This is a genomic window from Microbulbifer maximicatervae (SeqCode), from assembly GCF_052467815.1.
On sequence record NZ_CP174326.1, the window covers coordinates 2,174,995 to 2,199,371 of the forward strand.

Sequence of the window (24,377 nt, forward strand, 5' to 3'; positions counted from 1 at the left end):
CCAGCAATTATGTCTAAAGCGCCGGGGGAGTTTGAGATCATCCGCGATTACTTCGCCCGCGCTCCCCAGGGCGAAGGTGTAGCCCTGGGGATTGGCGATGACTGCGCGCTATTGCAAGCACCTGTCAGCGGGCAGCTGGCCACTTCTATGGACACCCTGGTAGCAGGCCGTCACTTCCCCGCAGGTGCTGACCCATTCATGGTTGCGAGCCGTGCACTGCGTGTGAATATCAGTGATCTGGCGGCAATGAATGCCCGCCCCCTCTGGTTTACCCTTGCCCTGACCTTACCCGATAGCGACTCCGTTTGGCTGGAGAAATTCGCCAGTGGCCTACTGGAAACTGCTGGCAAGTTTGGGGTTTCCCTTGTGGGTGGTGACACTACCGCTGGCCCCTTATCCATTACGATTCAGGTGATCGGCCATACCGAAAAGCCCCTCCGGCGGGACGGCGCTTCTGTCGGCGACAATATTTATGTGAGCGGCCCACTGGGCGCTGCCGCGGCAGCCCTGCCCGTTGTTTTGGCAGAGCGGAATGTGACTGAGTCAGTGCGGCGGGAAGCGGAGCAGGCTTTCTATTTTCCCGAGCCGCAATTAGAAACTGCCAGCGCGATTGCAGGCATTGCTACCAGTGCTTTGGATATTTCCGACGGATTACTGGGGGATCTGGGCCATATCTGCAAAGCGAGCGGTGTGGCAGCAGAAATAAACCTGGAGTCTCTTCCCATAGCCCCCCTAGCCAATCGATTGGCAGCTGATACTGCCGTAGAGCTGGCGGCCTGTGGAGGGGATGACTACCAGCTTTGTTTTACCGCACCGGCAGCCGCAGTTGAGCAAGTTCGTCAGTTGGGTTTTACACCCATAGGGAAACTCGTTGAGGGGGAGCCGCAGGTACGTTGCTCCTATCACGGGAACCCCTGGGTTGCTCAATCGCCAGGCTATAGGCACTTTTAAGTCATTGTGTAGACCATAGTGCCTTTGTGAGAATTCAATAATATGAGCATTAACAACCCGACATTTTCCCAGCTGTTGCGCGATCCCACCTTACTGTTGGCATTTGGGTTCGGCTCCGGGCTGGCACCCAAAGCGCCGGGTACGTTTGGTACCCTGGCAGCGATTCCTTTTTGGTGGTTGATGAAGGATTTGCCTCCATTCTGGTATCTGGCCATTGTGTTTGTTACCGGTGTGGTAGGTTGCTATCTATGTGGTGCAGCTGCCAAGAAAATGGGAGTTCACGATCACGGCGGTATTGTTTGGGATGAAATGGTGGGCTACTGGCTCACCATGTTTATGGCTCCTGCAGGTTGGGCTTGGGCGCTATACGGCTTTGTCCTCTTCCGGGTATTTGATATTGCCAAGCCCCCGCCCATTGGCTGGGCCGATCGCAAGGTGCAAGGTGGCGTTGGGATTATGCTCGACGATATACTGGCCGCCGTTTATGCCTCCCTGGTACTGCAAGTAACGGCGTGGGTACTGGGCGCTTAGATTGATAGGGAAGATCAATGCGCAGCTATTTTGTATTTTTTTTCAGTCTCTTTATTGCTCTGAGTGCTAATGCGCAGCAGGTTCAATTAAAGGGGTTATTTGGCGATAGCGCCATGCTGGAAATTGATGGCCGCCAGAAAATTCTTAAGGCGGGACAAAAATCCCCAGAGGGTGTCACCCTGTTGGAAGCGACTACTCGTTATGCACGGATTAGTGTGTCTGGACGAGAGCAAAAGCTGACCTTGGATGCACCTATAGCAACCAGTTTTGCCAAGGCGGCGAAAGCAGAAGTACGGCTTCCCGCCGATAGCCGTGGACATTATTTAACAAATGCCTGGGTCAATGGCCTGAGAGTACCGATGATGGTGGATACCGGCGCTACCAATATTGCTATTAATTATCCTACCGCTCGTCGCCTAAGGCTGAATCTGGATAATGCCGAGGAAGTACTAGTCTCTACTGCTAATGGTATTACTAGTGTTTATCGAGTGAATCTTAGCAGTGTCACCATAGGTGGAATCAAGGTTCACAATGTTGATGCGACAGTTCATGCCGATGACTTCCCCCAGGTGGTACTTCTTGGCAACAGCTTTCTCAGCCAGGTTGATATGGAACAGCAGGGCGGTGTGCTGGTACTGCGCGCCCGACACTGATTTAAAGAGGTATTAAGTTGACCATTCGTTTTGTGGAATCCTCAAAACTACCCACCTCTTGGGGTATGTTTGAGATGCACGGTTTCGAGGAAGTGGAATCCGGAAAAGAGCACGTGGTGCTCACCATGGGTGACTTCGATACCGAAGAGCCTCTGTTGGCCCGTATTCATTCTGAGTGCCTGACCGGAGATGCACTATTCTCCCTGCGCTGTGATTGTGGTGCCCAGCTACAACATGCTATGCATCGTATTGCGATGGAGGGGCGTGGAGCTATTTTCTATCTCCGCCAGGAGGGCCGTGGTATCGGTCTGTTAAATAAGATTCGCGCTTACCACTTGCAGGATTGTGGTGCGGATACGGTGGAAGCTAATGAGCAGTTGGGCTTTGGCGCCGATATGCGGGATTACTCGATTCTGAAAGCAATGATCGAACACCTGGGTATTCATGCCATTCGCTTGATGACCAATAACCCGCGTAAGGTAAAAGCGCTGGAGGACTTGGGCATCAATGTGACTGAGCGCCTGCCGCACCAGTCCGGACGCAATCCCCACAATGCCAAGTATTTGTCTACCAAAAAAGGCAAACTTGGTCACTTGATCGAAAATGAGGATGAAGAAGGAAAAGAGGAAAACTAACTTTCACTTTTCTTGAAGCACCCCAATAAAAAAGGCCGGAAAATCCGGCCTTTTAAAATTTATAAAGAATTAATATCTACGGCGTGGCTGCACAAATACTGTGGTAGTTCGGCCGGGCAGAGTAAAGGTGCCGCTGCTCCTATCAAATTTTACTTTGTGCAGGCGTGAGTCTACTGATCGGCGCTGACGTGGGTGCTTGAACAGGTACTCACCAATAAGGTTTTCGCTGGTAAATTCCAATGATTCGTCATCGCCATTAAACAGCACCACAATACGTTCAAAGCGGCGATCGATGTTGCCATTGGAATCGGATAACTCCATCACAATCAGCCCAGGAATCTGGTCGGGTCCGGTGTTGAGGAAATTGAGATGTGCTTCTACGGACTCTGCATCAGACAAGCGGAACAGGGGAGAGCTGTTGCGAATCGCCAGCTGCTCGCGGAATAGAGCAGAGCTCCACAAGCGGTGCCGGCGCTCGGGAGCCAATTCCGGGTTTGCCAGTAAAGGTTGCATCAGGGACCAGTTATCTTCGTTTTTATCTGCGATAGGTAAACCCGCAGCCCAATTATCGGTGGCGAGGCTGAAGTCCAGTGCATTAAACCAGTCACCGGAGTTGTAGCTGTCCCGATCCATCGACTTTGAGCGCAGGAAATCCTGGCCTGCGTGGATAAACGGCACTCCCTGGGCGAACAGAACCAGGGAATTACTGAATGCCTGGATACGCACTCGTTCAGCCAAGTCGGCGCTGTCGCTGGCTTTGATCTGTACTCCGTCGAACAGCGTCTCGTTGTCGTGGGCGGCAATATAATTAATGGATTCCTGCGGGTCGGCGGTATAGCCGGTGGGCTGGCCGTTATAGACCAGCTCGCTGCCGGTAATGATATTGCCGTTGGCATCTTCAAAAGGATAATCCGCCAGGTTGCCGGCGAGGGAAATGCGGACTTTATCTGCCAGGGTTAGCAGTGTGGCACGCTCATCTTCTCCCTCAAACTTACCGTTGCTGTCGGTGAACAGACCGGTACCAAAGCCCTGCTCCTCAAAACCTCCAAAGGGGTTGCCGCCACGCACGGAATCGCGCAGGCGATCGTTAAAGGTGCCGACACCGCTGCCGGCCATATTGCCCTGGCGGGCCTGTACAAAGCGAGCATCGTCAGCCACTTCGCCAAAATTCCAGCCCTCGCCGTACAGGTAGATAGCTTTGCCGTCGACACCATCGGCTGCCGGGGTCAGTGATTGCAATGCCGCTTGCGCCTTGAGGATATTGTCGAGGCTGTGGTGTCCCATGAGATCGAAACGGAAGCTGTCCACCTTGTAGGACCGGGCCCAGGTGACCAGGGAATCGATCATCAGCTTTTCCATCATGGCGTGCTCACTGGCGGTATTTGCGCAGCAGCTGCTCATCTCCACTCCGCCCTCCAGATTGCGGCGGTGGTAATAGCCGGGGACGATTTTATCGAGTACGGAGTTGTCGTATTGGCCATAGGAGCTGGTGTGGTTGTAAACCACGTCCATTACCAGTCGCAGGCCGGAGTGGGATAGCCCTTGCACCATTTGACGGAATTCGCGAATGCGCGCAGGTCCATCGGGAGCGCTGCTATAGCTGCCTTCGGGGACCGTGTAGTGCAATGGATCGTAGCCCCAGTTAAAGCCATCGGTATCGCGAATAGCATCTACCTGGGCCTGCTGCTCGCTGCTGTCCGGCGCGTAGTCTGAGAGGTCCGGGGTTTGCTGCTGCTGGGTGCGATCCTCATTGACTGTGGCAAAGTCAAAGGCCGGCAGCAAGTGGATATGGGTGAGGCCGGCGCGGGCCAGTTTATTGAGGTGGCGCATGCCGTCGCTGTGCTTGCGGGTGAAAGCCTTGAAGGTGCCGCGCTCTGCTTCGGGGACAGTTTGATCCACAATACTGAAATCGCGTACGTGCAGCTCGTAGACACTGATATCTTCCGGCTGGGTTAACCTGGGCTTGCGCAGGCGATCCCAACCGCGCGGCTTCAGGTCCCGGTCATTCAGGTTAATGATCTGGCTTTTGCCACTATTGATGGAGAGACTCAGGGAATAGGGGTCGGTGACCAGGTTGGTTTCAATCTGGCGGCTGAAGTAGGAGTACACCTCGACCTCATAGAGATAAAAGTTGCGGTCCCACTGCTTATCGATATCGGCACTCCAAACCCCGGTAGATTCATCGCGCAGCATGGATACCACCTGACCGGCGCTATCGCTGCTGGGGTCTGTAAACAGGTGCAGCTTTACTGCCCGTGCAGTGGGTGCCCAAAGATCGAGCTGGATAATCTCCTCGCCGACACGGGCACCGAGTTCACCGTCGTAGTAGAAGCGATCATCGAGCGCGCCTGCTATCTGCACACCAGTCGCATCCAGTAACGTGCCCTCCGCATCGTAAGCGGCGAGGGCCAGCTGCTGGGTGACCAGATCACTGATGGAGGCCTGCCCTGGCAATTGCCAGGCACTGAAACTGGCCAGGTGCGGGAATTTTTGTTGGGCGCTGTCGGGCAGGGTGGCGAGAGGGGTGAGATCGATGGTGCCGTCGGAACGGATATCACCGTCCTCCAGTTCTAGCTCGGCGCTGTTGCTGTAGTGCAATTTAACCTCGATACCTTCCTGCACCTGGATATCCCAGGCAAAGCTGCTGGTATCCACCCAGTGAGCTTTATCACTGCTCAGGTCACCCTTGGCGAAGCCATCACTGCTGACGGTGACTTCTTTACTATTCGAGTCAAAAGCAAAGTAGATTTCGTCGTAATCGGCGGCCACGGTAAAGCTGACGTTGGTTCCATTGTTGCCGTAGCTCTCCTCCCAGCCTTCGTGCAGGGCTACCTTGAATTCATAGGAACCGGCAGGCAGTGCTGAGGTGATAAAGGTGTAGGTGCCATCTCCATCGGCATCCTGCATCCAGCTGCGTAGGCAACCGGGTTGCCAGTCTCCCGGGCACCCCAGCAGGGATTGGAAGTTGCCGGCTACAGTGGCGACCACGCTATTGTGGTTGTCGGTGATCCAGTGACTCTCGTGGTCGTAGATAAATTTAACTTCGCGGGCCTCATCCAGGCTAAGGGAAATATTACCGCCGTCCCGCTGGCCGCCCCAGCCATAATTTTCATCCCAGCTGTTGTTGAGAGCGGCTTTGTACTCCCAGTTGCCGGCGGGTATCCAAAAGTTGCCTTGCCATTTGTCGTCTTCGCTGTCATAGCTGAGCAGGGTGGCGACACAACCTGGTTGCCAGTCGCCATCGCAGCCCAGTTGGCTTTGTAGGTTGCCGGGAATATTGACCTCTGTGGGGTCTGGTGTGTCAGATGCCCACACCGGTATTTGGATGGAGCAGAAGACTGCCCCCAGAATCAGCCCCGCCTTTGTGCCGGGCCCTGTAAATTTTGTTGTTGGCATAGCGCTTCCCATTTTTTTTGTACTTGTTGCGGTTCTCTCAGTTGGTATTGAATCGCAGTCACGCATTGACGGCCTCCCACCCCGAGGAGGTGGAGGTCTGGGGGAGGTGGTTGGGGGTGTCATAAAAGCTTTATAAATTCGTCACTTGGTGGAAACACCCGCAGGAGAAGATGCTTCTCGAGTAAACGCGATGGCGAAAGAAAAAGCCGGATCTATACTCAACTGATCGGGTTATGGTGAGTCGAGAAAGGTGATGCACTCGCTGTAATCGGATTCGAAGGCCGGCTTTTGCCGGCTTTGCTTTTTGTGGCGGGGCAATTACTAAGAGGCTTCCCGGGATTATCCTTGCTCCTATCCCCGGGTAGTGCTAATTTGCCCATAGCCCGCCAGGTACTATGGCGGAATCCAGAACTCAATGACTGCGGAGGATGATTGATGATTGTTGCAACCCTCCGTCGGGTCCAGTAGCAGCCTCCAGCTGCCCACGCCCGGCGATAGATTCCTAGACGTCGGGCTTTCCCTGAGAAAGCTCTGTTGGCCGCGTATCTGCGGTCGCTTGGTGCTTTGTTGCGCCCAGAGGGTTTCAATCTTGAGTAAATCTCACTTTACCCGCCGGTCTGTTAATAGATTCGGCACTAAATCCCTATCTATCAAAATTGAGCGGGAAACCTCTCCGCTACAAAAACTCGGTTGGAAGTCTTTTTTCCAACAGCAGCTGACGCTCGAAGAACTCGAGCAGTGTTTGCCGCTGCGGATTATGGCTGTACACCGCAGTCGCCTGGAATTGGCCGGCGAGCAGGGGGCTGTGTCCCTTCCCCTAACCGGGAGTCTTGTGGCTAATTTGCCCGCGGTGGGGGATTGGCTGTTGTTAGAGAAGAGCAGTGGATATTTCGTGCGTTTGTTGAGCCGCAGCAGCCAGTTTGAGCGCATGGCACCTGGGGGGCATCAGGTGCAGATGATCGCCGCCAATGTCGATAGTGTTTTTATTGTTTCGTCTCTGAATGATGACTTTAACCTCTCACGTATTGAGCGCTATTTGGCTCTGGCTCGGGAGTCTGGTTGCAGCCCACACCTGATACTGACTAAGGCCGATCTGTGTGAAGATACAGCCCCTTTTCTTCAGGCATTGCGTCCATTCGGCGAATTACCCGCTGCAATGGTAAATAGCCTGGATCGAGAGAGCGTGGCACAGCTGCGCCAGTGGTGTTTACCGGGAGAAACTATCGCGCTGTTAGGTTCTTCTGGAGTGGGTAAATCCACTTTGCTAAATACGCTGTCTGGCGAATCCCTGGCTGAGACTGGGACCATTCGCGAGGCCGACAGTAAAGGGCGTCACACTACACGGAAACGCTCTCTTCACTCCCTGAGTTGGGGAGCGCTGTTACTCGATAGCCCTGGAATGCGGGAGCTGGGGTTGGTGCATGTTGAAGATGGCGTGGCGGAGACTTTTTCTGATATTGAGGCCTTGTCCAGAGAGTGTCACTTCTCTGACTGCCAGCACCAGTCAGAGCCAGGCTGTGCGGTACAAGAGGCAATAACGGGCGGTTCGTTGGATGATCGGCGCTTGCGCAATTGGCAAAAACTGCAACAGGAATTAAGCCGTAACGGTCTAACTCTGGCACAGAAGCGGGCAGGGGAGAGAGCGCTATCCCAGATGTATCGATCTGTACAAAACCAGGCGCGTAAACACAAATATTCAGAGGATTAATAGAACTGGCCCCCGGGAATTTTCCCGGGGGCTTCTCAATTAATGAGAGAGTTTTAACGTGACAACACCTAAGATAATGAGCAAAACTCCCAGATAGCGTCCAAGGCTGGTGGAGTCTCCAAAGAACAGCACCCCTACCGCAAAGGCTCCGGCGGCACCAATTCCTGTCCAGACCGCATAGGAAGTACCAATAGGTATCTCCCGCTGCGCCAGCCATAGAAGAAATCCACTGACCCCAATAAATACCACAGCCATAACCACACCCAGAAGGCGGGTGTTACTTCCCTGTGAAATTTTCAGTCCCAGCACCCAACCAATTTCGCATAGTCCGGCGAGTATTAAGTAGAACCAGGCCATGATATTCCTTTAAAAATAGCTTTGGGGATTTCAACTTCAGCGCCGCTTGTGACGCTTGCTTGTTGATAAACATATTGAAGGGTCAATAGAAAAGATATAGCTGAGAATGGAGGAAACGCTTTTTATGAGGCTTGGGGCAGGCCAAGCGGCAGACCATACTTGTCTTTAGCAGCTGCAACTTCCGATATAATCAGGTTTGAAGGGAAGTATCCGACGATAAAAATAAAATCAGTTATAGGGAGTTTGGCCAAGTTGAAAATGATCCATGGAATAAAAGGAGTCTTATTATTTTTTGTGTCTGTCTGGTTATGTTTCCTCTCTGACTTTTCGTATGGTAATGAGACGAAGATAGAAACCCTGGTTGTTACAGCGGGCAGGTATGCTCAGGGCATTGCGGAGCGGGTAGAGAGCATTTCCGTTGTCGACAATGATGTACTCAAGAAAGCGGGTAACACCCATATCCAACAAAGCTTGGCGAGTGTGCCCGGAGCAAATCTGGCTCGAGGAAATGGGCAGGAATATCTGCCTGCCCTGCGCTCCCCAGTACTGACGGGTGCGGGAGCTTGTGGGGGAGTTCTGACAGCAGAGGATGGTATTCCACTGCGAGCAAATGGCTTTTGCAATATTAATGAGTTATTTGAATCTTTTAGTGAGACAGCACGTCATATCGAAGTCATAAGAGGGCCTGCTGGTACGCTATATGGTTCAAATGCCCTACATGGATTGATCAATATTATTAGCCGTGACCCTGTTGAGGATAAGGGTGGATTACTCAATGTTGAGACGGGGCCGCACGATTATCACCGAGTGGGTGTGTCGGCGAATCATCATTTTAATACTGAAGGTGATGGAATAAGTACGGATTTGTATCTGACGACCGATGGTGGCTATAGAGATCACTCAGGTGTGGACCAGCAAAAAGCCAGTGTTCAGTATGTTAGCCACATCGGAGATAGCAGGGTTCGAACCCGTTTGGTAGCTACAAACCTGAACCAGGAAACTGCGGGTTACGTTGAGGGAGAGAGCGCTTATCGAGATCCTCGATTGAGCCGTACAAACCCCAATCCAGAGGCATTTCGGGATGCCTATGCTATCAGGATGTATTCCCTGATCGATATACCTATTAATCGTGACAGCCAAATACAGTTGTCGCCGTATTTTCGAAAAACCAAAATGCGTTTTCTGCAACATTATTTACCGGGCCAGCCTTTGGAAGAAAATGGTCAGGAAAGTATTGGAATTAGAACTAGTTATTATCTGGAGCTGGATAAAAAACTGAATCTGGTTTCGGGTATTGATACGGAATTAAGCGAGGGATATCTCTTGGAGGTGCAAGAGAGTACTACCGAGGGATCTGAATTTCTTCAGGCGACGATTCCAGTGGGGAAGCACTATGATTACGAAGTGACGGCTTGGAATCTCGCTCCTTACGCATCGGTAAACTGGCAGGTTAGTGATAAATTAGAAATTACTGGCGGAGTGAGGTTTGAGTCTGCACGTTACAATTACGACAATAACATGCTCTCCGGGCGTACCGATGAAAATGGAATGGCTTGTGACTTCGGCGGCTGCCGGTTTAGCCGACCGAGTGACCGAAAAGATAGATTTAGCAATATCTCCCCCAAGCTGGGTGCTCTGTTACAGTTAGATAGTGAATTTCAACTATTTACCCAAATCGCTCAGGGATATCGGGTACCCCAGGCGACAGAATTATATCGCTTACAGAGGGAGCAAACGGTTGCAGAATTGGACGCTGAAGAGCTCAATAGCTTTGAAATAGGACTGAGGAAGCTGGGTGATCCCCTTTCATTTGAGTGGGTGGCCTATGCAATGGAAAAGGAAAATGTAATTTTTCGCGACGCTGATTACTTTAACCAGTCCAATGGGAAGACCCGGCACTGGGGACTGGAATTAGCGGTTAATTATGAGTTCTCTGAAAGTCTGCGCTTTGAGGGTAGTACCAGCTATGCTGAACATCGCTATGACGATCAACGGGAGTTAGAGGGCGTAGAACTGGATGGGAATTTTGTAGATTCCGCACCAAGAACTTTTGGTAGCTATCGCCTGCAGTGGTCGCCTGGCTCTCTTATATCGGCGGAACTGGAGTGGTTACATCAGGGCAGTTATTTTACCGACCCTCAAAATGCTCACCGCTATCCGGGGCATGATTTGCTCAATTTCCAATTGGCCTGGCAGTGGGATCAATATGGATTTTCGACACGATTATTGAATATTACTGACAGAGCTTATGCTGAGCGCGCCGATTACAGCAGCTTTAGTGGCAGCCGGTATTTTCCCGGAGAGCCTCGCTCAATTTATTTTGGAATTGATGTTGAGTGGTAATGGGGAAATTAGGGTTGTTTTATCGAAACTTCCTCTTTGCAATAGGTTTGAAATCTATTGCAAAGAGGAAGTAGAAGCCGACAGGTTTGGATTAACTGGTAGCGGGCTTCTCGATCTGTTGCGCATCGATATGGGCAGATGCTGAGGCCTGGCTTTCCAGCCAGTTGTCCATACGCTCTTCAAGAATATTCAGTGGCAGTGCTCCAGATCCCAACAGAGCATCATGGAAACTGCGAATATCAAAATTGCTGTCCAGGGTTTCCTCCGCTTCCGCACGCAGCTCTTTAATTTTGAGCTGCCCCAGTTTGTAGGCCAGGGCCTGGCCCGGCCAAACCAGATAGCGGTCGATCTCGACGGTCACATCGTGGAGTGGCTTGGCGCTGTTTTCCATAAAGTACTCGATCGCTTCCTCGCGACTCCAGCCCAGCTGGTGCATACCGGTATCCACTACCAAACGCACTGCACGCCACATATCGTAAGTGAGTGCACCGAACTCGCTGTAGGGGTTTTTATACAGGCCCAGGTCGTAACCGAGGCTTTCGGAGTAAAGGCCCCAACCCTCTACAAATGCGGTGTAGAGAGCCATACGGCGCAGCGGGTGAATATCAGTTTGCTCTTGTGCCAGGGCGATTTGCAGGTGATGACCCGGCATCGCCTCGTGCACTGTGAGCGCCTCCATTTCCCATTTCGGGCGGCTGGGCAGGTTGTAGGTATTGGCAAAGAAGATACCTGCACGGCCTGCCTCATTGGAGCCCGGTTGGTAGTAGGCAGTAGTCTGGGCCTGTTCTGAGTAACCGGGAATTGGTTTCACACCATAGGGCAGGCGCGGCAAGGTGCCGAACAGGGCGGGCAGCTCTGCATCAATGCGTTTGGCAATATCGCGATAATCCCGCAGTAACCCCTCCCGGCTGGTGTGGTAAAAGCGCGGGTCGGTACGCAGGAAGTCGGTAAAGGCCTTAAAGTCCCCCTGGAAGCCCGTCTTCTGGATGATTTTATCCATCTCCCCTCGAATTCGCTTCACTTCCGCAAGCCCAATGCGGTGGATCTCTTCGGGGCTAAGATCGGTGGTGGTACTCTCTTCCACTTTATGGGCGTACCAGCGCAGACCGTCAGGGCGGCTGGTTAAAGCTGTATCCACCTGGGCCTCGGGAATATATTTTCGCTCAACAAATTCAGCCATACCCTGCCAGGCCGGTACCAGTTGTTTGCTGTAAATGGCATAGGCGCGTTGCTGCAGGCTTTTCCGCTTAGTTGCTGGGATGGCCTCAGGCATTTGATTAAATGCCGTCAGCAATGGGCTGTGCTCCGGCGCGGCAGGTACCAGTGCGCGTATCTGACGCGGCAGGTCGCGCAGGGTAATTTGTGGTGGTGTGACCCCTTTGCGCAGGCCCCGGCGCATCAGCCCCTGGGTTTGTTCAATCAGGATTGGCAACCTTTCCAAGCGGCTGATTATTGTTTCGTAATCGGCTGCAGTGCGCTTGGGCATGCTATTGATAACAGCCGGTACATTGCGCTGAATACCGCTCATATGGGTAATTGGTTGCAAGTGCTCTGGAAACTGGAAGCCTTTTACTTCTCCCAATAAGTCCTGGTAAAGCAGCTGGTAATCCAATTGTTGCCCGGCTGGCAGGTCGCTCTGGTCGATATTGCGTGTAGCGCCCAATAGGATTCGGGTCTGCTTCTGCCTGAGTTCCACAGATTTCAGGGAGTTATCTACCCAGCGATGATTTTGCCCGGGGTAGCCCTCGTAGGTTGCCTGGCTGGGATAACTCTCCATAATCCAGCGATAGCGTAAATCCTGTAAGGCGATGAGGCGCTCGGAGGCGCTGGTCTCCGGAAGGGACTTGTATGCTTTCCGGAAGGTATCCTGATCCATCGCCGAGGTATTGAGGCTGGCAATAAGTCCCAGGGAAGTGAATAGGGCTTTTCTGATAAACGACATAGTCCCCTCGAGTGAAAGCGTGTGGTCCAAATAGTGGCCGGATTTAGTCAATGGGTGGTTTGTTACCACTGCCGGCAATTTATTGCCGGGCATTCGAAGAGCAGCCAGCCGCATTAGCTGGCTGCCAAAGGCGGGCTGGGTCAGTTGGCTGCCGCTGTGCGACTGCCAAACTCCTGGTGATTGATCAGTTGCAAGCGCCTGCGAATCTGTTCCTCAATACCGGAAGCATTGAGGCCGATGGCCGCCAGCAGGTCTTTGTGCTTGCCGTGCTCAATAATTTGATCTGGAAGCCCCAGTTGCAGCACCGGTACCGACCGCGCAGTGCTATTGAGGTATTCGAGTACGGCACTGCCAGCACCACCAGCAATAGTGTTCTCTTCGATGGTAACTAAGAGTTGGTGACTCTCGGCAAGTTCATCGATCAGTGCTTCGTCCAGGGGTTTTACCCAGCGCATATCGGCTACGGAGGCCCCCAGTTGCTCTGCAGCGGTCATAGCGGGGCCGAGTAAGGTTCCGAAGCTGAGGATGGCTACACCACTGCCCTGGCGCAACAGGCGCCCCTTGCCGATCGGCAGCTCTATCATTTCCTTGTTAATGGCGGTACCCATACCAGTTCCGCGCGGATAGCGCACAGCAGTGGGGCCGTTGTGTTTGTAGGCGGTATAGAGCAGCTGGCGGCATTCGTTTTCGTCACTGGGCGCGGCGATAGCCAGGTAGGGCAGGCAGCGCATAAATGTGAGGTCAAAACTACCCGCGTGCGTGGGGCCGTCTTCGCCCACCAGGCCGGCGCGGTCGATGGCGAAAGTGACATCCAGGTTTTGGATTGCCACATCGTGCACCATTTGGTCGTAGCCGCGCTGTAAAAATGTCGAATAAATAGCAACTACCGGCTTCTGGTCTTCACAGGCGAGGCCCGCAGCGAGAGTGACTGCGTGCTGTTCGGCAATGGCTACGTCGTGGAAGCGGTCCGGGAAGCGCTTGGAGAACTCCACCATACCGGAACCCTCGCACATGGCCGGGGTAATTGCGACCAGGCGCTCGTCCTGTTCTGCGGCATCGCACAGCCACTGGCCAAAAATATCCTGGTACTTGGGCAGTTTCTTCTTGCCGGGTACGGCCACTTGCACCTTGGCTTCCGGCTCCAGCTTGTTCAGCGCGTGGTAGCCCACCGGGTCTTCTTCAGCAGGGCCGAAGCCTTTGCCCTTGGTGGTGGCAATATGTAGGAGTTGCGGGCCCGGCTGGCTGCGCAAGTTGCGCAGGGTATGTACCAGGTCGTGCATGTTGTGGCCATCCAGGGGGCCTACGTAGTTAAAGCCCAGTTCTTCGAACAGGGTGCCCGGCGTGATCATGCCTTTGACGTGCTCTTCGGTACGTCGCGCCAATTGCCAGGCTTTGGGGATGGCAGACAGTATCTTACGGCTGCCCTCGCGCATATTCAGGTAGGTTTTACTGGCCAGGATTTTGGCGAAATAGGTAGCCAGGCCGCCGACATTTTTTGAAATAGACATACTGTTGTCATTGAGAACAACCAACATGTCCTTGCCGGTATGCGAGGCGTGGTTCAGGGCTTCGAAAGCCATTCCCGCCGTCATGGCGCCATCGCCAATCACCGCCACTACCTTGCGATCGTCAGGGGAGCCCAGGGCCATACCCAGGGCGGCGCTGATCGAAGTGCTGGAGTGACCGACACCAAAGGTATCGTAGGGGCTCTCACTGCGCTTGGGGAAGCCGGACAGGCCCCCTTGCTGACGCATGGACAGCATCTGTTCGCGGCGACCGGTGAGGATTTTATGGGGGTAGGTCTGGTGGCCCACATCCCAAACCAGCCGGTCCTCCGGGGTATTGAATATGTAATGCAGGGCGATGGTCAGTTCCACCACACCGAGACCGGCACCAAAGTGCCCGCCGGTCTGGCCGACACAATACAGCAGGTACTCGCGCAATTGGCTGGCGAGTTCCGGCAATTGGCGTTCATCGAGGGCGCGCAGCTGCGCCGGGTCGTCGATCGAGTCGAGAAGCGGTGTCTGCGGGCGTGTGCGTGGAATTTCTTCGAGCATCAAATGTATCAGTTGCAACAGATGGTGTTATTGAGGGGGATTGTATGCCCGTGGCGGGCATATTGCATCCCAAACCCCACAGGCAAGGCTGTGACTCAGTGTCCGCGCTGCACGATATAGTCTGCGAGCTGCTGTAGTAGCAGGGTATCGCCATCGAGACTTTGCAGTGCCTGGGCGGCCTGGGCGTGCAGTTTTGCCAGCTTGTCCCGGGCGCCGTCGACGCCGAGCAGAGAGACATAAGTGGGTTTGTTGCGCAGGGCATCGGCGCCCTGGGTTTTGCCCAGAACTGCGGTTTCAGCAGTGATATCGAGAATATCGTCCTGAACCTGGAATGCCAGGCCAATAGCTTGGGCGTAGCGGGTAATAATCTCCAGCTCCCTCTCGCTGGCACCGCCCAGCAGTGCGCCCATACGTGCGCTGGCACAAATCAGAGCCCCAGTCTTGAGGCGGTGCATGGGCTCCAGCTGATCCAGGGTGAGGGTTTGGTCAACGGAGTCCAGGTCGATAGCCTGGCCGGCGACCATACCTCGGGCCCCCGCCGCAGTGGCGAGCTCACGCATAAGCTGTAACTGCAATTGAGGGGCGAGGGGTTCAGCGAGAAGCAACTCGAAAGCCTGAGTTTGCAGTGCGTCGCCGGCGAGAATGGCTGTGGCTTCGTCATAGGCGATATGACAGGTGGGGCGACCTCGACGAAGGTCGTCGTCATCCATTGCCGGCAGGTCGTCGTGGACCAGGGAGTAGGCGTGAATGCACTCCAGGGCCGCCGCTGTGCTATCGCAATAGGCCAGGTCAAAATCGACACCCCGAAAAACCTGGGCACAGGCGTAGACGAGAGCGGGGCGCAGGCGTTTGCCGGGGCCCAGTGCGGCATAGCGCATTGCTTCGAACAGCTTTTCTGAGCCGTCGATCGGGGTGTTGAGCGCCTGCTGGATTCGGCTTTCGACGCGTGTGGAGGAGGCCTGTAGAAAGGCTTTCAGCTCCTCTGGCAGGTTTGCGGAACTCACTTAAACTGGGTCCCCGGAGTTGTCGTCGGCATCAAAGGGGAGCTCGCGGATATTGCCGCTTTCTTCAATTAACAGCTTCACTTTCTGCTCGGCTTTGGCGAGCTTCTGTTGGCACTCCCGGGTGAGTTTCACTCCCTTTTCAAAATCAGCGAGAGCCTCCTCCAATGGGAGATCTCCGCCTTCGAGTCGCTCAACCAGCTGTTCCAACGCCTCGAGACTCTCTTCAAAAGTTGCTGTTTTTTTCTTTGCCGCCATAGGATTGCCTCTTAATTGCGGGGCAACCTTAGCGGCTGGCGCTGCGGGGGTCAATTCCATGGCACCCTCATCCGGGAGCCTCTTCTCAGTGTCGTTTAGACGTGCAATTCCTAGAGGCTCGACTCCCGGGATAAAAGATAGTGCGCCAGGGCTTTTTTCTGCACCGCCGTAAAGTTGTAGTTGGGCATTGGTGGTGTTGGGGCATCGAAGTAGTCAGCCAGGGTCTGCGCTGTGTATTTAGCGGACAGGTTGCGCAGGGGAAACTGGGCCTGATGGCAGTGGGCACAATCGTTAGACCGATAGAGCTGCGCGCCCAGTTGCACCATCTCGGCATCTATTGAAAGCGCGTTGGCCGTGGATGTTTTTTGCAGTTGTGGCTGCTGTGTTGTCAATACAGCTTGGCGAGGGGCCCCTTGGCTCACACGATAAACTGCACCGGCGTAGTCATCGGAAATATAGATGTTGCCCAGTTTATCCTCGGCGATGGCGACAGGGCGGCCGTAAACCGTTTGGCGGTCATCGCTGAGAAATCCCCACAGGAAATCCCTCTGTTGAATTTCCCCGTCGTCACTCCAGTGCAGGGAGACAACTTTATAGCCATCTTTCACGCTGCGGTTCCACGAGCCGTGCAGGGCGACCAGCGCTGCATGGCGATAATCCTTAGGCTGTTCCACACTGCGCAAAAATTTAATCCCGAGTGGCGCGTTGTGAGCGCGAAATTCGTATACGGGGGGAATTGAGGCAGCAATCTTTTGCTGGATTTCAGGGCTTGCATCCACCCCAAGATCCGGATCGGGAACCCGGTCACCGTAGGCGTAGGGCCATCCGTAGAATTGGTCTTTGCGAATCAGGTTGAGCTCATCTGGCGGCAGGTTGTCGCCGAGCCAATCGCGGCCATTATCTGTTGCGTAAAGTCCGCCATCTTTTGGAGACCAATCGAACCCCACACTATTGCGCAGGCCGGTGGCGTATATTTCAAAATCATGTCCATTTGGCTTCATCCTCATAACAGTTGCGCGGCGAGGATCTTTTTCAATACAAACGTTGCAGCTGGAACCACTGCTGAGAAAAAGCCACCCATCGGGACTCATATCAATAGTTTTGGTCCAGTGTCCATCGTCCTCAAGATTTTCAATAATTCGCTGGTAGCGCCCAGCCAGCCGCCCATCGGAATGATCAAAGGGCACCCGTCCAACTGCGTCACTTTCGGCAATATATAACCAACCGTCGTGTAGCAATAATCCGTGGGGCCGCTGAAGATTATCAATTAGGACTTTTTGTCCGTCACTGCGACCATCGCCGTCTTTATCTTGTAATAAAAGTGAAACTTTGCCGTGTCTCGGCTGAGAGACAATGATGTCTCCGCTGCGGGTCACTATGAGCCAGCGCGCGCCAGGAACATCCCTTGCGAATAATTCGACCGAATATCCATCCGCTGTCGTTAGCCTGCCTGTCACTTCTTTTTCTGTTGTTTTGACACCACCGACCAGTTGGCGCCAGGGTACACTGACACTGGATTTAAAGGTGGCCAAGGCGGTAGAAAGCACCGCTCCCAGGGCAATAAAAAATATTAGCGTATATTTCAACGTTTTCTTCATGGTATCGATTGAACTTGAAATAAAGATGTTTATAGTTGCCGCGCTTACTTTTTTACCCCTATAGTTAACGCGGGATTAATTTCCTGTCTCCCCTCCCTTTTGTAACAGGTAACTCAGTTTGTGAGATATCTCTTACATAAAATTCAGCAGATTTCCCCTACTTTTTTCTCCCTTGATGTCCATAATTAACTTGCAAGGACGCGAAAGGGACTGCACTACTGCGGCAATGGATAAATGGATTGCGCCGCTCGCCCTAGGGATATGGGCATCATCCTGTGAGACGCACCGCCCTGGCCGGATTGCCTGGGCGGTGTTTTACATTCTGCTTTAATCTGCCTGTTGCTGCCTACAACACTTTCCAGAATTTATACCTATCCTATGTAATTTGCTGTAATTCCACCATCGGCTTGTCACTGTCTGGAATTTGTAATAGTTATCCGCTTTAATGTTGATAGGCCGGCCAAATTACCCATGGGCCGGCGGAGGGTGGCGCATTCAGTAATCTACCAGCAGAAGTGCCCGTATTACCCAAGGCAAAACTACGCCTGTGGGCATCTGTATTTTCGTTGGTAAAAAAACTTTCAGGCTTTTCCATACTGTCTGGGAGCAAGCTTTTACTTTCGAAGGTGGCAGTTTTTTCTAATGCTGCGAATTGCGCCAGCCTCTGTCATCGTCATCCAGTCCCTTCGATCTGTCACTCCAAAACTTCTTTTTTCTTCTTTATAAAAAATATTGTGATTACACGGAAACAGTTCCGGGGCTGCCTTGTTCTATTCGACTGTGGGGAGGCGAGGTTATGCACGCGAGAATATTGCGTTTAAATCTGGCGGGACAACCGCTGGAGTGGCTGAGTTGGCAAGAGGCATCCTGTCTGTACGTGCGGGAGCTGGTTACATGGTCGCTGGGAGGTGTTGTCCAGCGGGTGAGAGGAGGTTTTAATCGCAATGGCGATCGTTCCAGCCTCGATCTGGCCGCTATTATCGCCTGTGGCGGTGCACGTATGGCCCGTCCGCGCCGGCGCCCACCTCTAACAAATCGAGCACTGTTTTTTCGCGATTCCCATACCTGTCTTTATTGCGGTAATTTCTTTAAAAGTGTGGATTTGACACGGGACCATGTTATTCCTGTTTCCAAAGGTGGAGTTGATTCCTGGGAAAATGTGGTCGCGGCCTGCAGGCGCTGTAACCAGCATAAGGGCAATCAACTATTGGAAAATATTGACATGGAGCTGTTGGCCTTGCCCTTCTGCCCCAATGCAGCTGAATACCTTGCCCTGATTAACAGTGAGCGGATTCGCGGCGATCAGATGGAGTTTCTGCGCGGCCAGTTTTCACGGCGGCGTCAACAGGGGTGGTTGTTGCACTAGCCCATCGGATCAAAATGAGCAAAAAAGAAAAGGGGCCAACAGGCCCCTTTTAATTATGTCTTGTCGTTAGGTGAAGATACCGCAGAGCGGATCAGGCCGGCCAGGTATTCGGTGAAATTGTGCCCGTGGTTTTCCATCATTTTGGGGAACATGGAGTTTGGCGTCATACCGGGAAAAGTATTGACCTCATTGAGGTAGAGTTCGCCGGTCTCTGTCAGGAAAAAGTCTATGCGGGACAAATCCTTCAGCTTTAGGGCTTTAAAAGTGCGCAGGGATACTTCGGCTATCCATTGAAGCTGTTCTTCGTGAAGATCAGCAGCTTCGATAAAGGTGACCGCGCGGCTGCCCTCGGCATACTTTTCCTTATAAGTGTAAAAAGTATCCGTTGGGGCGCGTACTTCTCCCGGGCGGGTTGCGATCACATCATCGTTGTAGTGGTAAACCGCAACTTCCAGCTCTCTGGCTTTCAATGCTTTTTCTATCAGCACATAAGGGGAGAGTTTAAAGGCGTCCTCGATCGCGGCCTCTAACTCCTCTTTGTCATGGACCTTAAAGCAACCTACGGAAGATCCCTGATTGGAGGCTTTTACAAATACCTCACCCCAGTTCTCTAGGGCATCGTGAGCTTTTTGTAGTTCCTCGACTTCAGTGCTGTGCAAAAACTCGTAAGGTGTGTTTTCAATACCCAGGGCACTGAGCCACATCTTGGTTTTAATTTTGTTAAAGCAGATTTTGCTGGGTTCAGGTGCAGAGCCGAAATAGGGAATGCGGAACATATCCAGTTGCGACTGCAAATCGCCGGTTTCTCCCGGGTAGCCGTGAATTGCAGGAATTACGTAGTCCACATCCCAGGAGTTACCCTCTTCATCGCGAATTTTACGATCGTAAAAGATATGGTAAACCCGGCCCTGGCTGTCGGTAAGGCAGCCACTGTTATCCATTTCCACCCGCAATAGGGCGATGTCCTCTGCCGCTGACAACTTGTCCTCGATAAAATCAGCAGTTCTGAGGGATACGTCGTGCTCGCTGCCACCACCGCCGCAGATAAGCAAGGTGTTAATCATAAAATTATTCCGTCGTAGTGCCTGCCGAAGGTGCGGTTAATACCTGTTCACACTGTTGGGGCAAGGTCTTTGGTTTCGGCTTTTTCTGTTTCGGCTGGGGTTTAGTGCCATTGAGAATTGCATAGAAGTCATCGCTAAACCACCAATCCAAGTCACTGCCACAGGCTGCAGTGGTCACCGGAGCCTGGGGCTTACAGTTGGTGCTTCCCTCTGGGCAGGCCAGGCGCACATGAAAATGGTAATTGTGCCCCCACCAGGGGCGCACTTTGCGCAGCCACTCGTTATCTTCGCCGGATATTTCACACAGGTGGCGCTTAATGGTCGGGTGTACAAATATTCGTTCGACCCGCTGGTCCTCTGCGGCCATGCGCAGGATTTTGGGAACCCGGTCGTCCCAATTTTCAGGGATCAGGCGGTGTTTGCGCTCATCAGCCAAGGCAACAGCAGAGATATTATCACGCTCCCACGGGGTGAGGGGACGCTCTGCGGCCCGCCGATCCTGGGAATACCAGATGTCTACGTCTAGGCCGGTTTGGTGGCTGTTGTGCCCACCACTGCCGAAAGGGCCCCCTCGAGCCATAGACATGTCACCGATCTGGATTCTGCCCAGATCTTTCTGCGCCACGCTCTGGGAAAACTCCTTCAGGAAGTTAATGGTCTGGGGATGGGCAAAATGTCGATCGCGGCCAGTCCTCACCAACTGATAGCCCTCTCCCCTCAATGGCAGGGTCTCCCCGCCACTCAGGCAGCCATTGGTGTAGGTGCCAATACTCGATGGTGTCTGTGCACTGGGCCCTTCGACCTTATCCCAGTCGTTGGCACTTGCGGCGCCGCTCGCCAGGGCCGAGGCGAGAATCAGGGTGTGGGTTAATTGCCGTAAAAATCCCGCTTTAAAGGGGCTGACGGCCTCGGTAGTGGATACTGAATTTTGAGCTTTCGGGTGCATAGGTCCCTGGATACCAATAAGTCACAGTTGTCGGGCCACCTCAAGTGGCGCCCGACGAGTATAGACAGACAGAGTGCTAGCTCTGTGACGCAAGTATCTCTTTGCAGTTCCGTATCAGCTGCTCCATTTCTTCATCGGTGCCAATAGAGATACGCAAGTACTCACTGATCCGGGGCTTGTTGAAGTAGCGTACGAGAATATTACGCTCCCGCAGTGCCAGGTACAGGGCTTCTGCGCCGGGCTCCGGTGGTTTGGCCAGGAGGAAATTGGCCTGGGAAGGAATCACTTCGAACCCCAGGTCTATAAGCGCCCGCTCACAGCGCTCCCGAGTCGCGATGACCTTGCCGCAATTGTCGCTGTGCCAGGCGGTATCGTGGATCGCTGCGGTGGCCACACGCTGGGCAATGGCATCAATGGGGTAGGAGTTAAAGGAGTTCTTGGCTCTCAGCAATCCTTCAATCAGGTGCTTCTGCCCCATGGCAAAGCCGAGGCGAAGCCCTGCGAGGGCATAGGACTTTGACAGTGTGTGTATCACCAACAGGTTGGGGTAGCGATCGATGAGTGTTGCTGCACTTTGTCCGCCAAAATCGATATAGGCCTCATCAATAACCACCACTCTCTCAGGCTGTGAGCGCAAGAGCTGTTCAATTTGCTCTAGCGGCAGGTACCGTCCCGTGGGTGCATTGGGGTTGGGAATAATTACACCGGCTGCGGGAGCGGCATAGTCCTCAAGCTGGATAGAGAAATCGCCGTGCAGGGGAACAGTGCGGCTTTTGATATTGAAGAGCTGGCAATAAACCGGGTAAAAACTGTAGGTGATATCCGGAAATAGCAGGGGCTCGCTGCGGCGGAAAAAACTGTAAAAGCTCAGCGCCAGCACTTCATCGGAGCCATTGCCCACAAATACTTGTTCGGCAGAGAGATTGTGCTTATCGGCAATAGCGCGGCGTAATTCACAGGACTCCGGGTCGGGATAGCGGCGCAATGCATCGGCAAAGTCGTGCTGCTCCAAGAGCCTTAAAGCTTCGGGGGAGGCAGGGTAGGGGTTCTCATTGGTATTGAGCTTTATCAGGGTTTCACTCTTGGGCTGCTCCCCAGGTGTATAGGGTTCCAGCTGGTCGAGCCCTGGGCTCCAATAAATCTTGCTCATGATTCTACCTCTGCGGTACTACTTTGATTGTCGCTGGAGGAGCCTTCAGCGCCTTCTTTAGTTTCTTTTTTCTTGATGGGGATATCAAACAGGTCGGCCGAATTTCCAATAAATTCCTGCATGGGAACAGGGTTGCGGAATAGCATATTATCGTATTTCAGCTCTGTGGATATCGGTGGAACCTCGCTGAATTCGTCCATGTTGTTAACGCTTTCAGCTAAACCCAGGCCGAGGAATGCCAGTGGCAGTGTCAGTGCCACTGTCCAGCGCCAGCCCCTGGCGAGGTTGGTGGCCAGATAGCAGGCGGACCAGAGCATTGCCGGTAATATGATGGCGAGTACCAGGAAGTCCAGGACCTGAATAGTGGTGCCGATGGCAAAATTGAAATTGATTAGCCCCCTCAGCCATTCCCAAAAGGTGTAAGTAAGTGCACCTATGGCGGCGATGGATAGATGGGTGAAAAAGTGTGTTTCATGCCTGACTACCCTGCTGATAAACGCCCAGACTCCGGCGTAAATCACCATGCCAATTATGGCCGTGGCAAGAATGTTGACGGCAATGGTCCATTGATAGTTACGGGCGTAACCGAGGTAGCTCATCAGTACGCTGGCGAAGCCAAAACACAACAGCAGCAGTATTGCTCCCAGGGGGTGGGACAAGCTGGAAAACAGGTTTTCCAGTGAATGGAGAGGGGTAGCTTCAGGTACCGGGTCATCCGTATGGAAAACCCGGAAGCGTGACTTCCCACACTGCAGCAAGTCACCGGAGGATATCCTGTGTTGAGCGATGGTATCGGGTTTAACGGACTTGTCTTTCAGGTTTCCCAAAAGCTGGCAGCCGTTGATCGAATTGAGGTCGTGTAAGACGTACTGGCCGTCCTCTCCCCGCTTGATTTCGGCATGGTGGGCATCGGAGTGGATGTCCTCCAGAATTGCATCATTGTCGTAAGCGCGGCCCAGGGTAAATTTATCCCCGTCCATTCGGTAGCGCAGCTGCACCCGGTGGGCGCGATTGAGTTCTTCAATAATCAGGGCCATTGGATCTCGCTCGTAAACTTCTGGGTAAAGGCGTCGGCGGACTCCTGGGTAAAGCCGGACAAGGTAAAGTGGCTGACCAGTGCGCGATTTTTCTGATCCACACTTAGGCTCAGGAAGAAAATATCGTAGAGGTCTGGGAAGTCCTTGTAGCGCCTGACGCAGTAGCTGGTGCGCGCGATCAGGGGCTCGCGATTGCGATCCGGCTTGGACACTGAGGTTTCATTGCCGCGCTCCTGAGAGGTAAATCCTTGCTGGCAGCGGAAATTGGTTACATCTTCTTCTCCAGCGCTATTGCCTGGGTAAAAGGAGTCCATCTGTCCTTCGTACTCCGCATAAAAGCGCGCGGGCAGAAGATCCTCCGCCTGCAGCCAGAAAAATTCGTACTCTACCCGCCCGGTGTTGAAGTCGTCGGAAAGGAAAATAACATCTTGTCCGGTGCAGCCTTTATCAATTCGCTTGATCGGATTGGTTTCGCTCTCTTGGGTGTTTCCCCAGCATTTAATGGCTGGAATTATTTCACCGACAACCTGGGCCTCACCGAGGGCGCGACGCTGCCAGTCGGCCCTCAGTATTGAGTCGATAATTTTTTGCTGGTTATCCAAAAGCTGTTGATAAGTTACTTGCTTCAGGTTGAGAGTGCCGCCTTCAGCGCGGTAGTGTTTTAAAAGTGACGACAGCTTATCCACTGGTACCAGGAAGCTAACCTGGTTGCCTGCAGTCGCCACATTAATGCCCACTACCTGCCCTTGGGTATTGATCGCTGGCCCACCGCTCATTCCCGGATTAATAGATCCGGCAAAGTGAATACGATCGTAGAAGCTACCGCCGGCAATACCGTTATAGGTCCCGGGAATCAAGGTCATGCCCAGGTCCAATGGGTTGCCCAGGGAGACAATGGTTTCCCCTTTTTTGGGGGTGTCTGTCGCCAATTCCAGGTATTCGCCTCCCGGTTTCTCCTGGCGCAGCAGCGCCAGGTCATTGACTACATCAATATCCAGTAGAGTTAATTTTCCCCGGGTGCCATTAACTGCAAGGTATTCCAGGGAATATTCGTCCGGCTCACTAACCGCTTGAGCCACTACGTGGTAGTTGGTGGCGATCAATCCATCGGGGGAGATTTGAAAGCCTGACCCCAGGCCGGCTTTTGAATTGGAGGATTTTTCGATAAGTCGAATTTGATAGAGGCTGCCGCGATAATCACTGTAGAGCTTTTCATAGCCTTGCGCCATTGCAACAGTGGATAAGCAGCACAGAATCCAGGCGAAGAGCCACGTGGAAAGTTTCGGCATTTTGAATTGATTAAATTGTGGACAGAAAGCGTGATACTACGGGATATAGGATAGTGCAACAAGCGCCCATCACCGGCGCTATCTACCGGTGATGG

At 53.2% G+C, this 24,377-nt stretch carries 19 protein-coding genes; 7 read left to right on the top strand and 12 right to left on the bottom strand.

Going from position 1 to position 24,377, the window contains the following annotated elements:
- Positions 1–9: 9 nt before the first annotated feature.
- From thiL to ribA, 4 genes are read left to right on the top strand one after another with little or no spacing between them, the layout of a single operon-like run.
- Positions 10–951 (top strand): thiamine-phosphate kinase, encoded by a 942-nt coding sequence (gene thiL / locus ACJJIW_RS09450; protein WP_444892064.1) that lies wholly within the window; start codon positions 10–12, stop codon positions 949–951.
- Positions 952–993: 42 nt separating this feature from the next.
- On the top strand, positions 994–1,482 hold the full coding sequence (locus tag ACJJIW_RS09455) for a phosphatidylglycerophosphatase A family protein (protein WP_444892063.1): 489 nt from the start codon (positions 994–996) through the stop codon (positions 1,480–1,482).
- A gap of 17 nt (positions 1,483–1,499) precedes the next feature.
- Positions 1,500–2,135 carry a retropepsin-like aspartic protease family protein gene (locus ACJJIW_RS09460; RefSeq protein WP_282931199.1) on the top strand — a complete coding sequence of 212 codons (636 nt, stop codon included), beginning with the start codon at positions 1,500–1,502 and terminating at the stop codon, positions 2,133–2,135.
- Positions 2,136–2,152: 17 nt separating this feature from the next.
- Entirely contained in the window at positions 2,153–2,770 is a 618-nt protein-coding gene (ribA, locus tag ACJJIW_RS09465) for a GTP cyclohydrolase II (RefSeq protein WP_282931200.1), read from the top strand.
- Positions 2,771–2,839: 69 nt separating this feature from the next.
- Here the strand turns inward: ribA and pulA are convergent, their stop codons facing one another.
- Positions 2,840–6,166 (bottom strand): pullulanase-type alpha-1,6-glucosidase, encoded by a 3,327-nt coding sequence (gene pulA, locus ACJJIW_RS09470; protein WP_282931201.1) that lies wholly within the window; start codon positions 6,164–6,166, stop codon positions 2,840–2,842.
- 589 nt (positions 6,167–6,755) lie between these two features.
- Between pulA and rsgA the strand changes: the two genes are divergently transcribed.
- Positions 6,756–7,874 (top strand): ribosome small subunit-dependent GTPase A, encoded by a 1,119-nt coding sequence (gene rsgA, locus ACJJIW_RS09475; protein ID WP_444937179.1) that lies wholly within the window; start codon positions 6,756–6,758, stop codon positions 7,872–7,874.
- Between the two features lie 39 nt (positions 7,875–7,913).
- Here rsgA and ACJJIW_RS09480 read toward each other — a convergent pair whose 3' ends face one another.
- Positions 7,914–8,231 carry a DMT family transporter gene (locus ACJJIW_RS09480; RefSeq protein WP_108734565.1) on the bottom strand — a complete coding sequence of 106 codons (318 nt, stop codon included), beginning with the start codon at positions 8,229–8,231 and terminating at the stop codon, positions 7,914–7,916.
- Positions 8,232–8,525: 294 nt separating this feature from the next.
- On the opposite strand from ACJJIW_RS09480, the gene ACJJIW_RS09485 reads away from it, so the two are divergent.
- Positions 8,526–10,574 carry a TonB-dependent receptor gene (locus tag ACJJIW_RS09485; RefSeq protein WP_444937180.1) on the top strand — a complete coding sequence of 683 codons (2,049 nt, stop codon included), beginning with the start codon at positions 8,526–8,528 and terminating at the stop codon, positions 10,572–10,574.
- Between the two features lie 91 nt (positions 10,575–10,665).
- Here ACJJIW_RS09485 and ACJJIW_RS09490 read toward each other — a convergent pair whose 3' ends face one another.
- The 5 genes from ACJJIW_RS09490 to ACJJIW_RS09510 form a co-directional block, all read right to left on the bottom strand.
- Positions 10,666–12,516, bottom strand: a complete 1,851-nt coding sequence (locus tag ACJJIW_RS09490; protein WP_444937181.1) for a DUF885 domain-containing protein — start codon at positions 12,514–12,516, stop codon at positions 10,666–10,668.
- Between the two features lie 140 nt (positions 12,517–12,656).
- A complete protein-coding gene (gene dxs, locus ACJJIW_RS09495) occupies positions 12,657–14,573 on the bottom strand; it encodes a 1-deoxy-D-xylulose-5-phosphate synthase (protein ID WP_444937182.1) in 1,917 nt (638 codons plus the stop codon).
- Positions 14,574–14,668: 95 nt separating this feature from the next.
- Complete coding sequence (locus ACJJIW_RS09500) at positions 14,669–15,562, bottom strand: polyprenyl synthetase family protein (RefSeq protein ID WP_444937357.1); 894 nt, start codon at positions 15,560–15,562, stop codon at positions 14,669–14,671.
- A gap of 15 nt (positions 15,563–15,577) precedes the next feature.
- Positions 15,578–15,892, bottom strand: a complete 315-nt coding sequence (locus ACJJIW_RS09505; RefSeq protein ID WP_444937183.1) for an exodeoxyribonuclease VII small subunit — start codon at positions 15,890–15,892, stop codon at positions 15,578–15,580.
- Positions 15,893–15,942: 50 nt separating this feature from the next.
- A complete protein-coding gene (locus ACJJIW_RS09510) occupies positions 15,943–17,430 on the bottom strand; it encodes a PQQ-dependent sugar dehydrogenase (protein ID WP_444937184.1) in 1,488 nt (495 codons plus the stop codon).
- A gap of 796 nt (positions 17,431–18,226) precedes the next feature.
- On the opposite strand from ACJJIW_RS09510, the gene ACJJIW_RS09515 reads away from it, so the two are divergent.
- Positions 18,227–18,796, top strand: a complete 570-nt coding sequence (locus ACJJIW_RS09515) for an HNH endonuclease (protein ID WP_282931208.1) — start codon at positions 18,227–18,229, stop codon at positions 18,794–18,796.
- A 53-nt stretch (positions 18,797–18,849) separates the two neighbouring features.
- Here ACJJIW_RS09515 and ACJJIW_RS09520 read toward each other — a convergent pair whose 3' ends face one another.
- From ACJJIW_RS09520 to ACJJIW_RS09540, 5 genes are all read right to left on the bottom strand, one after another.
- Entirely contained in the window at positions 18,850–19,860 is a 1,011-nt protein-coding gene (locus ACJJIW_RS09520) for a D-alanine--D-alanine ligase (protein ID WP_444937185.1), read from the bottom strand.
- Positions 19,861–19,864: 4 nt separating this feature from the next.
- On the bottom strand, positions 19,865–20,806 hold the full coding sequence (gene mepA, locus ACJJIW_RS09525; RefSeq protein ID WP_444892054.1) for a penicillin-insensitive murein endopeptidase: 942 nt from the start codon (positions 20,804–20,806) through the stop codon (positions 19,865–19,867).
- Between the two features lie 76 nt (positions 20,807–20,882).
- On the bottom strand, positions 20,883–21,956 hold the full coding sequence (gene hisC / locus ACJJIW_RS09530) for a histidinol-phosphate transaminase (protein ID WP_444918212.1): 1,074 nt from the start codon (positions 21,954–21,956) through the stop codon (positions 20,883–20,885).
- Positions 21,953–22,993 carry an FHA domain-containing protein gene (locus tag ACJJIW_RS09535; protein WP_444937186.1) on the bottom strand — a complete coding sequence of 347 codons (1,041 nt, stop codon included), beginning with the start codon at positions 22,991–22,993 and terminating at the stop codon, positions 21,953–21,955. Before ACJJIW_RS09535 ends, hisC begins: the two co-directional genes overlap by 4 nt.
- Complete coding sequence (locus tag ACJJIW_RS09540; RefSeq protein ID WP_444918211.1) at positions 22,984–24,282, bottom strand: S1C family serine protease; 1,299 nt, start codon at positions 24,280–24,282, stop codon at positions 22,984–22,986. Before ACJJIW_RS09540 ends, ACJJIW_RS09535 begins: the two co-directional genes overlap by 10 nt.
- Positions 24,283–24,377: the final 95 nt, after the last annotated feature.